The following is a 14,368-nucleotide window of genomic DNA, read 5'->3' on the forward strand; positions in this document are numbered from 1 at the left end:
GTGCAGCATGTTGCGTAGATTGCTGGAAATGAGACGGGCACCGCAGTGCGATATCCATGGCAGCTCGGCGCGGACGGTGAACCGGGCGCTCGTCTGGATGGTGCTGGCCTCCATTTCCCTGGTCATCTGGCATGTCTGGGTCTATGGCCCGAGCGGCCACGCAGCCCCTTACCAGGGGGAGGCGAGGTCGTTCCCGCTGCTCCTCGGCGCCGAGGTCTGGGATCTTCTCACCAACAAACACGGTATCCTGGCGGAACTACGGGAGGTATTCCCCTATTTCATCGTCGGGGTGCTCCTGGCGGGGTATCTGCGCACCTACAAGATCGCTGTCAAACTGCAGGCGATGTTGCGCAAGTACGGGGTCCTGAGCGTATTCCTGGCTTCCTTTGTCGGGATCATCACGCCGCTGTGCGCCTGTGGCACCCTGACGACCGCGGTGAGCCTGCTGTTCGCCGGCCTGCCGCTGGCGCCGGTCATGGCGCTCATGGTGACTTCGCCCCTTTTGAGCCCCTCGACCTATCTCCTGACGCTGAACGACCTTGGCCCGGAGTGGACGGTGATCAGGACCCTGTCCGCCTTTTCCATGGGGATATTCGCTGGTCTGGTCACCCACTTCCTCTGGAAGCGGGGGCTCTTGGGAGAAAACCTCTTTATCGAAGGGGCCGTCGTCAGGGGGGATTTCCACGACGAGGACTATCCTGACGAGCGCCTGCGATGCAACTGTCGGCAGAAGTTCGGCAACCGGGTTGCTGTCAGGACCGGGAACACCTTCCTCGTCTTCCTGGCCAAATCGGCTGAGATGGTCTGGACGGTAGGCAAGTACATCCTGGTCGGCGTTGCCATTGGAGCCATCGTGGAACGGTACATGCCCGCCCAGTGGATCTACCGGTTTTTCGGCAAGGACGACCCCCTGAACATCGTCTGGGTCACCCTCGGGTCGGTCCCGGTCTTTTTGCACCAGATCAGCGCATCGAGCATCCTCTACCACATCAAGAGCTCGCTGGACGGGACCCTGGACGGCGGTGTCGGCCTGGCATTCATGATCGGCGGGCCGGTAACCGCCATGCCGACCATGGTGCTCTTCTGGTCGGTGTTCAAGAAGCGGGTCTTCTTCCTCTATCTCTTTGTCTGCCTTACCGGGACGCTCCTCATCGCCTACGGGTTCAGGGCCGCACTCTTCGTCCCCGGTGTCGATACCGGCAATGACCTGCTGCGGGGGGTCCGATCCCTGTCCGGCGGCGTGTCGGCAGTCATCAAGAAGCAGAGCAGCACGGTCAGGATCGTCATGGATCCGACGCGGCAGAATGCCATTGCCACCTGCACCAACGATCTGGAGGGGCAGGGAGGGGTGGTGTTCGACGGCTGCAGGGAGAGGTTCCTGGAGCGGTCGGCCGGTCTCTATGATAACCGCGCCTATGTCGGCAATATCGCCCGCTGGCTGGAAGAGAACAACAGTTCCGCAGTGGGGAGGCAGATCCTCGTCTACACGCTGCACGACGACCTCCCCTACCTGGGCAAGGGGGTGCTCGACCGGCTTGCACGCGAAGGCTACTCGGTCAGCGTGCTGACCCGGCGCACTGCGCCGCAGCTCTCCGAACCGATGCTCGACCGTACCGGCCAGCTCTGGGTCTTCTGCGGCGGGGCCGGCCCGGAAAGCCGGCTCACGGCGGCCGAGCTGGAGAGGGTTTCTCAATTCGTCGCCGGGGGCAAGGGGCTGCTCGTGGTGGCGGGGCAATCGCCCGGCGGGACCGATGACCTGTCCGGGGCAAACAGTCTCGCTACCCGGTTCGGGGTCGAGTTCGCCGGGGTTGCCGATCAGGGGAGCGAGCTCCCCGTCTCCGTTGCCTCCAATCTGTTCAACCGGTCTGCCGAACTCCTCGGCAGGCTGCTCAAACTTGTCCATAAGGCCTGATGCGCCTTGGCGGCAGCCGTACCGGCCGCTTATCAATGTTCGTGCGAGGGGGAAAAATGAAGACACAGGTACTCGATGTCAAGGAGCTGAAGAAATTCAGCGATGAAAAGCGTCACCAGGAAACGATCTGGTCCGACGACCATGCCAGGATCAGCCTGATCTGCATGAAGCCGGGCCAGGAGATCGTCACCCACACCCATCATGGCAGCCATATCTGGATGGTCATGGAAGGGTCGGGCGAATTCCTTTCCGGCGGCCGTCCGCAGACCATCGCGGTCGGGCAGATAGTTGTCGTCCCCCCGCTTGAGGATCACGGTATCCGGAACGTCTCCGGGGAAAACCTGGTGATCGCATCGATCATGGCATCGGGCGACTGACCGGTTGCTGCGGGGATGTCTCGCGCACGACAGTCGGACGTATAATGAACGATGAAGGAGCAGGCCAATGCAGAAAATCCAGCGTAACCCCGATGTGCTCTGGCGCGAGGAGGAAGGTGCCCGCGAAGAGGCCATGGCCGGGCTTGACCGCGGCGAGGATGCGGCAGAGGTCGGGACTGCCCTCCTCTTTGCCAACGGGCAGATGCTGGTCCTGAACATGCTCGGTGCCGACATCTGGCAGAGCTGCGAGGGGAAGAGCATCGACGAACTGGTTGCCGGGCTTCTGGAGGAGTACGAGGTGGAGGAGGCGGTGCTCCGAGCCGATGTGACGGCATTCCTCGCCGAGCTCACGGGCAAGGGGTTCATCCGGTATGCATGACTGGATCGTCAAGGCACCGCTCACCATCAACTGGGCGCTGAACAACAGCTGCAACTTCCGTTGCCGCCACTGTTACAGCCGGGTCGACACCGACCGGGAACTCGACCGTGAGACGCTGTGCGCCGCCCTGGCCAGGGTGGCCAAGGCAGGGGTGCTGGCGGTGAACTTCGGCGGCGGGGAGCCGCTTCTGCGCCCCGACCTCCTGGAGATCGCCGCGTGCGCGGCGGAAAGCGGCCTGCAGGTCTCCATGAACAGCAACGGCTACCTGATCGATGCCGCGACTGCCCGCGCCCTCAAAGACGCCGGGTTTGCCAAGATCGGCATCAGCATCGACAGCCATCTCCCCGAGGTGCACGATGCCTTCCGCGGCGTTCCCGGCAGTCACGAGCGGGCCTGCGCGGCACTCGGGCACCTTGCCGCTGCCGGGGTCCGCACCTCCCTCTCTACGGTCATCTGCCGGATCAATCACGGCCAGCTCGAAGAGCTCGTCTCCTTTGCCCTGCGCCACGGGGTGGAACAGCTCAATGTACATAACTTCAAGTGCGCCGGGCTCGGGCTGGCCAACCGGGACGAACTGGATCTCGACCCCGGCGAATGGCGCGCGTTCTACCGCGAAGCCCTGGCTGCGCGGGAGCGGGGCGTCGGTATCGACCTTTCCTTCGACGATCCGATCATCGCTTCCCTCGGACTCAAGGGGGGGGCGGGCTCGCTGGTGAAGGGGAGCGTTTGCGGCAAGCTCTCCCTCAACATCAAGAGCAACGGTGACATCACCCCCTGCGGCTTCATCCCCATCGTCATCGGCAACGTCGTCACCGACGACCTGGCCGAACTCTGGCGGAGTTCGCCGGTCCTCGGCAAGCTGCGCCACAAGGAGCCTGCCGGGAAGTGCGTCTCCTGCGGGCATTACGATGAATGTCTCGGCGGCTGCAGCGCCCGCGCTCTTGCCATCGGCGGCGATTTCAATGCCCCCGACCCCCACTGCTGGGAAGAGTGACGCGGGGATGGAGCTCCGTTCTCCCATCAGGCTCTACTGGGACATCTCCCCACTTCCCGCTGCTCCCCCCGACTACGGCCGCATCTCTGCCCAGGTTGCGGTCAGCAGGGTCCTAAGCCTCAACCTCACCGATCTCGGCCCCTCCCTGAGCCCTGCAACGCTCCTGGTGCTGCGGGATCTCTCCCTGCCGCAGCTGTCGCTCACCGTTTCCGCCAAGGCCCTGCAGCAGGCGCTTGCCCTCCCTGAAGCGGGAAAGGCTCAGAAACTCCTGGTGGACTGCGCCCATGCCGGCGAGGTGGAGGAGGCCGGCACCGCGCTCCTGGCACGAAGCGACAAGCCTGGCGGAGTCTCCTTCCGGGTGGGCCGGGAGAATCTGGCCGATCTGCCGACGGTGGCGGCATGGTGCGAGCGGCACCGCGTCGAGCTGGTGCTGCCCATGGAGCGGCTGGTTACGGGAGAGGACCCGCTCTGTCTCGACCGGCAGGAGCAGGCGGAACTCTCCGGGCGACTGGCTGCGGCATGCTCTCTGGAAGCCCTTTCGGTAACCATCCACGATCCCTTTCTCTGGAGGATCTTCCATCCGCGGGTCCCGTTTCCCGATGGGGTCTGCCAGGCCGCCAATACCATGCTCTATGTCGATCCGTTGGGGGACGTCTACCCCTGCCCGGCCATGCCGGTCCGGCTCGGCAGCCTTTTAACGCAGTCGTGGCGCGAGATCGTCGCTTCAGGGAAAAAGCAGGAGGTGCGCCGGCGGATTCTGGCGCTGCCTGAGGCGTGTAGCGGTTGTGGGCGACAGGCCGACTGCCGGGGGGGGTGTCGGGGGCGGGGCTATGCCGGGCGCAAGGAATGGGACGATGTCGATCCCGGCTGCGGCGAGACTCCGGGGGCGGAGTAGCGCATGAGAGGCCGCCGCGCTGCACGGCCTCTCGCTGCACCGGACATCATTGCACCTGTACTTCGATCTTGCGGGGCTTGAGCGCTTCCAGCTTGGCCAGGTGCAGGGCAAGCACCCCCTGGACGAACTCCGCCCTGGTCTTGTCCGGGTCGATGGTCTCAGGGAGCTGGAACTGGCGGTAGTAGCTGTGTAGTTCGAATTCCCGGTAGATCTCTTTGGCTTCCCCCTTCGGTTTCACCTGCCCCTGGATGGTCAGAATCCCCTTGTCGATGCCGATCTCCAGGTCTTCCTTGCCGATCCCCGGCATGTCCGCCAGGATGGTCATCCCTTCCGCTGTTTCGATGATGTCCACTGCCGGCCTGATATAGCGCTCATCCGAGCGGGTCTCCTCGCGGGGAGCCGGTGTCTGCTCCTGGGTAGTCAATCTATCGTTTGTCATGTTCAGGTTCCCCCTTTCGCTCATGTTCATGCCGCCTGGATGGCGATCTTCTTCGGTTTTGCCGCTGCCGCCTTGGGCAGGGTGACGGTCAGGACCCCGTTCTGGCAGGTGGCCGATACCTTGTCACTGTCGATCTCCACGGGGAGCTCGATGGTGCGCGAGAAACTGCCGCTGCCCCGTTCGCTGCGGTGCCAGACGTGGTTGTTCCCTTCGCCGGCAAACGGCTTGCGCTCTCCGGCCAGGGTCAGGGTGTTGCGCAGGGCCGTCATGTCCAGCCGTGTCGGATCTACGCCGGGGATCAGGGCCTCCACGTAAATGGCATTGTCATCCTCGGTGAGATTCAGCAAGGGAAAGCGCCGGCTCCCCCCCTGGCTCAGAAAGGCAGGTACCAGGACCCGCCCCATGCCCGCCCCTCGCAGGGCTTCGTCCATTTCGCGCCGCAGGCTGTCGAGTTCTCTGAATACATCCCAGCTTGCCATTGCTTGTCTCCTCCTTCTGTCGAGAGTGTTGGCTGCTTCTGGCGGAAATATAAGCAGCGCTTTCCGAAAATCAAGGGGGTGTCCGGCTGGCCCGCCATAAAATCCTTTACAAACCGGGCAGCTTTATTCTATAGTCCGTTGCTGCGGAGAGATGTCCGAGCGGCTGAAGGAGCACGATTGGAAATCGTGTGTACGCTAATACCGTACCGAGGGTTCAAATCCCTCTCTCTCCGCCAGATTTATTCCCAACGTCCCGCTCAGTGCCACCCAAGGCTGGTCAGCCGGAGCCCCCACAGGCAGGTCTTGCCCACGTCCAGCTCTTTGCGGATACGGCTGATAGCTGGGTCCCACGCAATGGAAGGTTATGAACCCCGTCAGGTCCGGAAGGAAGCAGCGGCAGTAACCGCCTCCGTGTGCCGTGGGGTAACCCAGCTATCAGCCGTGTCCGCAAAGTTTTTCCAGCCCGTGCTCCCAACCTGATCGCTCGGCACCCAACGAGGCCATCGTCGTGTCATACCTTGTCCTAGCAAGAAAGTGGCGTCCGCAGACCTTCCGTGATCTCATCGGACAGGAGCACGTCAGCCAGACCCTGCAGAATGCCATCGAAACGGGGAGGGTGGCGCATGCCTTCCTCTTTACCGGTGCCCGCGGGGTGGGCAAGACCAGCGCCGCCAGGATCCTGGCCAAGGCCCTGACCTGCGAGCAGGGGCCTGCTGCCGAGCCGTGCAACGCCTGCCCGGCCTGCCAGGAGATCACCGCCGGCACTGCCGTGGACGTGATCGAGATCGATGGCGCCTCCAACACCGGCGTCGACGATGTCCGCGAACTGCGGGAAAACGTCAAATACCTGCCGTCGCGCCTGCGGTCCAAGATCTTCATCATCGACGAAGTGCACATGCTCTCCACCAACGCCTTCAATGCGTTGCTCAAGACCCTGGAAGAGCCCCCACCCCACGTCAAGTTCATCTTCGCCACTACCGAGCCCCATAAGGTCCCGATCACCATCCTGTCGCGCTGCCAGCGGTTCGACTTCCGCCGCATAGCCCTCTCCACCGTTGTTGCGCGGCTGCGGAGCATCGTGGAGCAGGAAGGGGTGGCCATCTCCGATACGGCCCTCACCGTGGTCGCCCGGAAGGGTGACGGCAGCATGCGCGATTCGCTCTCCACCCTCGACCAGGTGCTCGCCTTCTGCGGCAGCGAGGTGGCTGACGAGGATGTGATGACGCTTCTGGGAGTGGTGGACCGGCGGCTGCTGGTCGCGGCCTCGGAGGCGGTCTTTGCCAGGGACAACCGGGGCGTGCTCGATATCGTCAAGCAGGTCGATGCCAGCGGTTACAACATCCGCCAGTTCTGCCAGGAGTTGATCGACCATTTCAGGAACCTGACCCTCTGCCGCGCCGTGGGCGACATCGCCGACCTTACCGAACTATCCGAGGCCGAGCTGGCCGAGATCGTCCGGCAGGCTGCCGGTCTGGAGCTGACAGACCTGCAGCGGCACGTCGCCATCCTCCTCAAGGCGGAAAGCGAGCTGAACCAGTCCGGCTTCCCCCGTCTCGTCCTGGAGATGGCGCTGCTCAAAATGGCCATGCTCGCCCCTGCAATTCCCGTGCAGGAGATCCTCTCTCGCCTCGATGCCCTGGCTGCCGGCCGCGGCGCCCAGGGAGGCGTTGCCTCGGGTGCTCCGGTCTGGGAGCGTTCGGCGCCGGCTGCCCAGCGTACCCCGCCCCGCCGGCCTGAGCCCGCTGGGCATGCCGCAAGTGCCGAGCCTGCGCGGGCAGTGCGCGAACCATCTCCTGCCCGGCCTGCTGAAACGACCGCGGCTCCTGTTCCGGCTCCGGGCGATACCGCCGTTGCGGCGCCGGGTTGCGATTGGGCCGGGTTCGTGGCGCTGGTCAAGCGGGAAAAGCCGATGATCGGCTCGCTGTTGGAGCATGCCCGCCCGCTTGCTGTTGCGCCGGGTCTTTTGGAATTCGGCTTTGCGCCGAACTCTTTCGAGTACAGCGCGCTCAATACGCCGTCGAATCTTGCCGATCTTGCTGCATTCGGCCGGACCCATTTCGGCGTGGAGACGGTTGTCAGGCTCAAGGTGGCTGTTGCCGACGCAAGTGACGGCGCTCCGATGAGTCTTGCGGAAAAAAAAAGCCGTGACGATGCCGACCGCCGCCGGGAGCTGGAGGAATCGGTTCATACCGATCCAGCGGTCCGGGCCGCCCTGAATGTTTTCGGCGGTTCGCTCGGCAGGATCGAAGAGTTGAAGGAATGATGTCGGCTGTCCCCGTTGCCCTGCGGCGAACGGGATCACTGCCGGACACTACCACGCACGACAGGAGGCGACAGGGATGTCCAAGGGTTTAGCGCAGATCATGAAGCAGGCGCAGATGATGCAGCAGAAGATGGCCAAACTGCAGGAAGAGGCTGCCCAGAGAACCGCCGAAGCGTCGGCAGGAGGGGGAGCCGTTACCGCCGTGGTGACTGGGAAGAATCAGATCCTCTCCCTGACCATCCAGAAGGATGCGGTTGATCCGGAAGACGTTGAAATGTTGCAGGATATGGTGAAAGCGGCTGTCAACGAGGCGTTGGCAAAGGTCCAGGCCGAGATGGCGGAGCAGATGAGCAAGGTGACCGGAGGCCTCAATATTCCGGGTATGTTTTAGCGAGGATAAAAATTGCCCCACCTCCGCCTGTCTTCCCCCGAGATGCACAACGCCGGGACATTTTCTGTCCCGGCTCTTCACTCCGTTCCGACCAGGCACCAATTCGACAGGTTTTTTAATAAAAATAGCAAATGATAGCGGCATGTTAGGCTGTTTTATCATGGGTAAATTTTTTTACTAAAACTTATTATAAAAAATTGTTTTACCTTTGGTGAAAATATGCTACATTTTTCAACGTCATTCGGGAAACTTTTATCAGAACTAAAAAAGCTGCCGGGCGTCGGAGAAAAGACCGCCTTGCGGCTTGCTTTTCATCTTCTGAAGTCCCCCGGACAGATGCACGATCTGGCGGAGAGTCTGCGCCTGGTCAGTGCCAGCGTCCGCTTCTGTTCGGTCTGTTTCGGTATCACCGAGGCCGACCCCTGCGGGATATGTACGGGCGACCGGGACGATACGGTTATCTGCGTAGTGGAAGAGCCCCAGGACATGCTGGCCATTGAACGAAGTCACTCGTTCCGTGGCCGATACCATGTTTTGCAGGGGGCTCTTTCGCCGCTTTCCGGGATTACCCCGTCGCAGCTCCGCATCGCCGAGCTGCTGGAGCGGCTTCGGCAGGGGCGGACAAAGGAAGTACTCCTGGCAACGAACTTTACGGTCGAGGGAGAAGCAACCGCCCTCTACCTGAGCCGTGCGATCAAGGAGCTGGGGATCAGGGTCACCCGCCTTGCCCACGGGATTCCGCTGGGAAGCGATATCGAATATATCGATGCCGCGACAGTGCAGCGAGCTGTTGAAGGTCGATCTGAGTATTAGGTGTGAACGGCTGCATAGAAAAGCGTTCCGCTTTACCAAAAGGAGAAACAGGAGGAGTCTACATGAGTCGTAAAATGGTAACCATCGACGGCAACACCGCGGCTGCACATGTGGCCCATGCCACCAACGAGGTGATCGCCATCTATCCCATCACTCCGTCGTCGGTCATGGGTGAAATTTCCGACATGAAGAGCGCCATGGGCGAGAAAAACATCTGGGGTTCGATCCCGTCCGTGGTCGAGATGCAATCGGAAGGGGGAGCATCCGGTGCGGTGCACGGTGCCCTCCAGGCCGGGGCGTTGACCACGACCTTTACTGCCAGCCAGGGGCTCCTGCTGATGATCCCCAACATGTTCAAGATCGCCGGAGAACTGACCTCCACGGTCTTCCATGTTTCTGCCCGCGCCATTGCCGCCCAGGCCCTTTCCATCTTCGGCGACCATTCCGACGTCATGTCCTGCCGTTCCACCGGCTGGGCCATGCTCGCCTCCAACAACTCACAGGAGGTCATGGACTTCGCCCTGATCGCCCAGGCAGCCACCCTGCGTTCCAGGGTGCCGTTCCTCCACTTCTTCGACGGCTTCCGCACCTCCCACGAAGTCCTGAAGGTGGAAGAGCTGACCTTTGACGATATGCGCGCCATGATGGACGATGAGCTGGTCGCTGCCCACAAGGCCCGCGGCCTCTCCCCGGATCATCCGGTCATGCGCGGTACCGCTCAGAACCCCGATGTCTACTTCCAGGGGCGCGAGACGGTCAACCCGTTCTATCCCAAGTGCATCGAGATCGTCGAACAGGAGATGAACAAGTTCGCGAAGCTGACCGGCCGCCAGTACAAGCTGATCGATTATGTCGGCGCTCCCGATGCCGAGAAAGTGATCGTCATCATGGGGTCCGGTGCGGATACCGTTCAGGAAACCGTTGAGCACCTGAATTCCAAGGGTGCGAAGATCGGTGTCGTCAAGGTTCACCTCTATCGCCCCTTTCCGCTGGACGCCTTCATCGCCGCCCTGCCGAAGACTGTCAAGAAGATTGCCGTGCTCGACCGGACCAAAGAGCCGGGCGCCCTTGGCGAGCCGCTCTACCTGGATGTCCGCACCGCCATCGGCGAGGCCATGGCCGACGGCAAGATCCAGTTCGACGGCTATCCGCTCATCGTCGGCGGCCGCTACGGCCTCGGATCCAAGGAGTTCACCCCGGCCCACGTCAAGGCCGTGTTCGACAACCTGGACGCTGCCAAGCCGAAGAGGAACTTCGTTGCCGGCATCACCGAAGACGTCACCGGCTGCAGCCTCGACTTCGACCCGACATTCTTCAACCCGATGGAAGGTGCCTACCAGGCCATGTTCTTCGGGCTGGGCTCCGACGGCACCGTCGGCGCCAACAAGAACTCCATCAAGATCATCGGCGAGATGACCGACAACAATGCCCAGGCCTACTTCGTCTATGACTCCAAGAAGGCCGGCTCCATGACCACGTCGCACCTCCGTTTCGGCAAAAAGTACATCCGCGCACCTTATCTGGTGCAGGAGGCCGACTTCGTCGCCTGCCACAACTTCGCCTTTGTCGAGAAATACGACATGCTGGCCAAGGCAAAGAAAGGGGCAACGTTCCTGCTCAACGCCCCCTTCGATCAGAATGAAATCTGGGATAAAATCCCGGCCGACGTACAGCAGACCATCATCGACAAGAACCTCAAGTTCTACGTCATCGACGGCGTGCGTCTCGGCAACGAGATCGGTCTCGGACCCCGCATCAACGTGATCATGCAGACCGCCTTCTTCAAGATCTCCAATATCATCCCGCTGGATCAGGCCGTGGCCGAGATCAAGGATGCCATCAAGAAAACCTACGGCAAGAGCGGCGAGAAGGTCGTCGAGATGAACTACAAGGCAGTTGAGGCCGGCCTGAACAACTTCTTCGAGGTCAAGGTTCCTGCAACCGCCACCAGCACCATCAAGAAGCCGCCCGTTGTCAGCGCAAAGGCTCCCCAGTTCGTGCAGGATACCACAGCGCCGATTATTGCCGGTCTCGGCGACGATGTGCCGGTTTCCAGGATGCCGGCTGACGGTACCTTCCCGACTGCGACCGCCCAGTTCGAAAAGCGGAACATCGCCGTCGACATCCCGGTATGGGACGAGCAGCTCTGCATCCAGTGCGGCATCTGCTCCTTCGTCTGCCCCCACGCCGTCATCCGGATGAAGGCATACCCTGAAGCGGCCCTTGCCGGCGCACCCAAGACCTTCAAGTCGGTCGACTGCAAGATCCCCGAGTTCAAGGGGCAGAAGCTGACCATCCAGGTTGCCCCCGAAGACTGCACCGGCTGTGGCGCCTGCGTCCACAACTGTCCGGCCAAGAGCAAGGAAGACCCGAATCACAAGGCGATCAACATGGCATTCCAGCCGCCGCTGCGTGCTCCGGAAGCCGAGAACTGGGAATTCTTCCTCGCCCTGCCCGATGTCGATTCGACCGTTGCCAAGCTGGACACGGTTCGCGGTTCGCAGCTGGTTCGTCCGCTCTTCGAATTTTCCGGTGCCTGCGCCGGCTGCGGCGAGACCCCGTACCTCAAGCTCCTCACCCAGCTTTTTGGCGACCGGACCCTCATTGCCAACGCCACTGGCTGTTCCTCCATCTACGGCGGTAACCTGCCCACCACCCCGTATGCCAAGCGGGCAGACGGCCTCGGGCCGGCATGGTCCAACTCGCTGTTCGAGGACAACGCCGAGTTTGGCTACGGCATGCGCCTGGCAGTGGACAAGTTCAGTGTCATGGCGACCGAGCTGATCGACAAGCTCTCCTCGTCCTGCTCCTGTTCATCCTGCAAGACCGCGGTTCCCCTCATGAACGAAATCAAGGGGGCGGACCAGTCGACCCAGGCAGGGATCGAAGCGCAGCGCAACAGGGTTGCCGAGTTGAAGAAGGCCCTGGCCAGCTGCCCCGAAGCAGACGCCAAGCGGCTCCTGACCGTGGCCGATTACCTGGTCAAGAAGTCGGTCTGGTGCATCGGCGGCGACGGTTGGGCCTATGACATCGGTTACGGCGGTCTCGACCATGTCATCGCCTCCGGCAAGAACATCAACCTGCTGGTTCTGGATACCGAGGTTTACTCCAACACCGGCGGCCAGGCCTCCAAGTCGACCCCGCTCGGCGCGGTGGCCCAGTTCGCCGCAGGCGGCAAGCCCGTCTCCAAGAAGGACCTGGGGATGATGGCCATGGCCTACGGTTCGGTCTATGTTGCCGCAGTGTCACTGGCCAATCCGGCTCAGTGCATCAAGGCCCTCATCGAGGCCGAGGCCTACGACGGACCGTCGCTGATCATTGCCTACTCACACTGCATTGCCCACGGTATCGACATGACCGCCGGCATCGATGCCCAGAAGCGCGCCGTCAATTCTGGTTACTGGCCGCTGTACCGCTACAACCCGGCCCTGGTGGCGGAGTGCAAGAACCCGCTGCAGCTCGACAGCAAGGTGCCGAGCATTGAATTCAACGAGTACGCCACCAGCGAGAACCGCTACCGCGTGTTGAAGAAGAACAACCCGAAAGGGTATGACGAACTGATGAAGAAGGCAGCCGCATGGTCTAAGGCCCACTTCGGCTACTACCAGAAGCTGGCGGCACTCAATTACGATGACGCCTGCGAAAAGTAATTGTTCCTGACATGGAGCGAAAGAGCCCCGGCAGAGTTCTGCCGGGGCTCTTTCGCTTGTGGGCAACCATTGAAATTTGTTGATGGGTGGTTATAATTCTGCTATAAACGAGCGTCTGGCATATCTTCCCGCGGTGCAAGGAGTTGTGGATGGCCGATCCTCAGTTGGTGATGTACGACGAGGAGTTCAAGCAGATCCAGGCAGTGATCGAGAAGCTGCTGCGGGAAGCCAATTCCAAGGTGATCTTTCTTGTGGACAAGAATGGTCAACTGATTGCCGGGGTCGGTGAGGTTGAACGGTTCGATACCACATCCCTGGCATCGCTGACAGCCGGCAATATCGCCGCTACCGGCGGGCTGGCCAAGCTGATCGGCGAAAAAGAATTCTCCATCCTTTTTCACGAGGGAGAGAAGGACAACCTCCATATCTCCATTGTTGGCGGCCGGGTCATCCTGGTTGTCCTCTTCGACAACCGTTCGTCACTCGGCCTGGTCCGTCTGCGGGTCAAGAAGGCCTCGGACGAGCTGACCACCATCTTCGCCAAACTCATGGAGAAGGCCGAAGAACGCGAGCGGAGCGGTGATACCGAATTCCCCTTTGCCGAGATCACTGACGATGACATTGACAATCTGTTCCGATAACTCAGAGGGGTAAGCTCGATGTCCTTCATCAACTATGCTTCCCGGGAGATCAACTGCAAGATCGTCTACTACGGTCCCGGCCTCTGCGGCAAAACCACCAACCTCCAGTATGTCTATCAGAAGACCGCTCCCGAGGCGAAAGGGAAGATGATCTCCCTTGCCACCGAAACGGAACGGACCCTGTTCTTTGATTTCCTCCCCCTGGCGCTGGGGGAGATCCGCGGCTTCAAGACCCGCTTCCATCTCTACACGGTTCCTGGCCAGGTATTCTACGATGCGTCCAGGAAGCTGATCCTCAAAGGGGTCGACGGCGTCGTCTTTGTTGCCGACTCCCAGGAAGAGCGGATGGATGCCAATGTGGAGTCGCTGGACAACCTGCGCATCAATCTCAACGAGCAGGGTTACGACCTTGACAAGCTCCCCTATGTGGTTCAGTACAACAAGCGCGACCTGCCGACCGCGGTTACCGTGGACGAGTTGCGGCGCGAGTTGAATCCTACCGGTGTCCCCGAGTTCGAGGCGTGCGCCACCACCGGCGAAGGGGTCTTCGAAACCCTGAAGGCAGTGGCCAAGCTGATTCTGATCGATCTGAAAAAAGGGAGATAGGCGCTCTCTGGTCAGCCCAGACTGAGACGGCCCGTGCAGAAGCTTCTGCACGGGCCGTTTTGCGTTTTTCGGGCAAGGGAGAGGTCAGTGGTCCCGATATCCCGCAACCACCAGGATGCAGCTTCCATCGGCAATGACATTGATGCCGCCTTCCCGGCATCGCTGGACTGCCTTGGGGCTCTCCGCTCCCGGTTGCATCCAGATGGCCGTGATCCCCCTGGCGATGGCCTCTTCCACCACCCGTTCCGTCACCTGTGGCGGGGTGATAACCGAAATGCTCTTCACCTCGTCCGGCAGATCCGCGACACCTGCAACACAGGCAATTCCCTCGATTTCCGTTTCGCGTGGGTTTACCGGTACGGCCTTTCGCCCGCTTTGCTGGTAGCAGCGCAGCACCTTGTTGCCGTACTTGTGGCGGTCTGAAGAGGCGCCGACCACGCCGAAGGCCGCTGAGCGGAAAAAAGCGTCGATTTGATCTTGCGTTACCATCGTTGTTCCTCCTTACTTCAATTGGTCGGCACAAAAATCG

14 protein-coding genes, 1 tRNA gene and 1 other RNA gene are annotated in these 14,368 nt (G+C 61.4%); 13 read left to right on the forward strand and 3 right to left on the reverse strand.

What is annotated here, in order from left to right:
• Nucleotides 1–7: 7 nt before the first annotated feature.
• From GJT30_08610 to GJT30_08630, 5 genes are all read left to right on the forward strand, one after another.
• Nucleotides 8–1,912, forward strand: a complete 1,905-nt coding sequence (locus tag GJT30_08610; GenBank protein MSM39663.1) for a permease — start codon at nucleotides 8–10, stop codon at nucleotides 1,910–1,912.
• A 56-nt stretch (nucleotides 1,913–1,968) separates the two neighbouring features.
• Entirely contained in the window at nucleotides 1,969–2,289 is a 321-nt protein-coding gene (locus GJT30_08615; GenBank protein MSM39664.1) for a cupin domain-containing protein, read from the forward strand.
• 67 nt (nucleotides 2,290–2,356) lie between these two features.
• The gene (locus GJT30_08620) at nucleotides 2,357–2,668 is read left to right on the forward strand and encodes a GeoRSP system PqqD family peptide chaperone (protein ID MSM39665.1); all 312 of its coding nucleotides are present in this window, start codon (nucleotides 2,357–2,359) and stop codon (nucleotides 2,666–2,668) included.
• Nucleotides 2,661–3,662, forward strand: a complete 1,002-nt coding sequence (locus GJT30_08625; protein MSM39666.1) for a GeoRSP system radical SAM/SPASM protein — start codon at nucleotides 2,661–2,663, stop codon at nucleotides 3,660–3,662. The genes GJT30_08620 and GJT30_08625 overlap by 8 nt, the downstream gene beginning before the upstream one ends.
• 7 nt (nucleotides 3,663–3,669) lie before the next feature.
• Entirely contained in the window at nucleotides 3,670–4,557 is an 888-nt protein-coding gene (locus GJT30_08630; protein MSM39667.1) for an SPASM domain-containing protein, read from the forward strand.
• Nucleotides 4,558–4,603: 46 nt separating this feature from the next.
• On the opposite strand, the gene GJT30_08635 is transcribed toward GJT30_08630, so the two are convergent.
• Together GJT30_08635 and GJT30_08640 are read right to left on the reverse strand one after the other, a co-directional pair.
• Entirely contained in the window at nucleotides 4,604–4,996 is a 393-nt protein-coding gene (locus GJT30_08635) for an Hsp20 family protein (GenBank protein ID MSM39668.1), read from the reverse strand.
• A 26-nt stretch (nucleotides 4,997–5,022) separates the two neighbouring features.
• Nucleotides 5,023–5,475 (reverse strand): Hsp20 family protein, encoded by a 453-nt coding sequence (locus GJT30_08640; GenBank protein ID MSM39669.1) that lies wholly within the window; start codon nucleotides 5,473–5,475, stop codon nucleotides 5,023–5,025.
• A 145-nt stretch (nucleotides 5,476–5,620) separates the two neighbouring features.
• Between GJT30_08640 and GJT30_08645 the strand changes: the two genes are divergently transcribed.
• The 8 genes from GJT30_08645 (at nucleotide 5,621) to GJT30_08680 (ending at nucleotide 13,839) form a co-directional block, all read left to right on the forward strand.
• A tRNA-Ser gene (locus GJT30_08645) sits at nucleotides 5,621–5,711 on the forward strand.
• Between the two features lie 102 nt (nucleotides 5,712–5,813).
• Nucleotides 5,814–5,912: signal recognition particle sRNA small type (gene ffs, locus GJT30_08650), an RNA gene on the forward strand.
• Nucleotides 5,913–5,983: 71 nt separating this feature from the next.
• Nucleotides 5,984–7,738 (forward strand): DNA polymerase III subunit gamma/tau, encoded by a 1,755-nt coding sequence (gene dnaX / locus GJT30_08655; GenBank protein ID MSM39670.1) that lies wholly within the window; start codon nucleotides 5,984–5,986, stop codon nucleotides 7,736–7,738.
• A 76-nt stretch (nucleotides 7,739–7,814) separates the two neighbouring features.
• A complete protein-coding gene (locus tag GJT30_08660) occupies nucleotides 7,815–8,129 on the forward strand; it encodes a YbaB/EbfC family nucleoid-associated protein (protein MSM39671.1) in 315 nt (104 codons plus the stop codon).
• Between the two features lie 219 nt (nucleotides 8,130–8,348).
• Nucleotides 8,349–8,942 (forward strand): recombination protein RecR, encoded by a 594-nt coding sequence (recR, locus tag GJT30_08665; protein MSM39672.1) that lies wholly within the window; start codon nucleotides 8,349–8,351, stop codon nucleotides 8,940–8,942.
• Nucleotides 8,943–9,004: 62 nt separating this feature from the next.
• Nucleotides 9,005–12,592 (forward strand): pyruvate:ferredoxin (flavodoxin) oxidoreductase, encoded by a 3,588-nt coding sequence (gene nifJ, locus GJT30_08670; GenBank protein ID MSM39673.1) that lies wholly within the window; start codon nucleotides 9,005–9,007, stop codon nucleotides 12,590–12,592.
• Nucleotides 12,593–12,741: 149 nt separating this feature from the next.
• Nucleotides 12,742–13,233: a roadblock/LC7 domain-containing protein gene (locus GJT30_08675; protein ID MSM39674.1), complete on the forward strand. Its 492-nt coding sequence runs from the start codon at nucleotides 12,742–12,744 to the stop codon at nucleotides 13,231–13,233.
• A gap of 18 nt (nucleotides 13,234–13,251) precedes the next feature.
• Nucleotides 13,252–13,839, forward strand: a complete 588-nt coding sequence (locus GJT30_08680) for a gliding-motility protein MglA (GenBank protein MSM39675.1) — start codon at nucleotides 13,252–13,254, stop codon at nucleotides 13,837–13,839.
• Between the two features lie 84 nt (nucleotides 13,840–13,923).
• On the opposite strand, the gene GJT30_08685 is transcribed toward GJT30_08680, so the two are convergent.
• Complete coding sequence (locus GJT30_08685; protein MSM39676.1) at nucleotides 13,924–14,328, reverse strand: CoA-binding protein; 405 nt, start codon at nucleotides 14,326–14,328, stop codon at nucleotides 13,924–13,926.
• Nucleotides 14,329–14,368: the final 40 nt, after the last annotated feature.

Source organism: Geobacter sp. (assembly GCA_009684525.1).
GTDB lineage: Bacteria > Desulfobacterota > Desulfuromonadia > Geobacterales > DSM-12255 > Geoanaerobacter.

What these genes read in the sequence shown, in the direction of transcription:
- GJT30_08685 (MSM39676.1), bottom strand. Translation starts at nt 14,328, where the DNA reads ATGGTAACGCAAGATCAAATCGACGCTTTTTTCCGCTCAGCGGCCTTC.
- GJT30_08615 (MSM39664.1), top strand. Translation starts at nt 1,969, where the DNA reads ATGAAGACACAGGTACTCGATGTCAAGGAGCTGAAGAAATTCAGCGAT.
- nifJ (MSM39673.1), top strand. Translation starts at nt 9,005, where the DNA reads ATGAGTCGTAAAATGGTAACCATCGACGGCAACACCGCGGCTGCACAT.
- GJT30_08660 (MSM39671.1), top strand. Translation starts at nt 7,815, where the DNA reads ATGTCCAAGGGTTTAGCGCAGATCATGAAGCAGGCGCAGATGATGCAG.
- GJT30_08675 (MSM39674.1), top strand. Translation starts at nt 12,742, where the DNA reads ATGGCCGATCCTCAGTTGGTGATGTACGACGAGGAGTTCAAGCAGATC.
- GJT30_08630 (MSM39667.1), top strand. Translation starts at nt 3,670, where the DNA reads ATGGAGCTCCGTTCTCCCATCAGGCTCTACTGGGACATCTCCCCACTT.
- GJT30_08680 (MSM39675.1), top strand. Translation starts at nt 13,252, where the DNA reads ATGTCCTTCATCAACTATGCTTCCCGGGAGATCAACTGCAAGATCGTC.
- GJT30_08620 (MSM39665.1), top strand. Translation starts at nt 2,357, where the DNA reads ATGCAGAAAATCCAGCGTAACCCCGATGTGCTCTGGCGCGAGGAGGAA.
- GJT30_08640 (MSM39669.1), bottom strand. Translation starts at nt 5,475, where the DNA reads ATGGCAAGCTGGGATGTATTCAGAGAACTCGACAGCCTGCGGCGCGAA.
- recR (MSM39672.1), top strand. Translation starts at nt 8,349, where the DNA reads ATGCTACATTTTTCAACGTCATTCGGGAAACTTTTATCAGAACTAAAA.
- GJT30_08635 (MSM39668.1), bottom strand. Translation starts at nt 4,996, where the DNA reads ATGACAAACGATAGATTGACTACCCAGGAGCAGACACCGGCTCCCCGC.
- GJT30_08610 (MSM39663.1), top strand. Translation starts at nt 8, where the DNA reads ATGTTGCGTAGATTGCTGGAAATGAGACGGGCACCGCAGTGCGATATC.
- GJT30_08625 (MSM39666.1), top strand. Translation starts at nt 2,661, where the DNA reads ATGCATGACTGGATCGTCAAGGCACCGCTCACCATCAACTGGGCGCTG.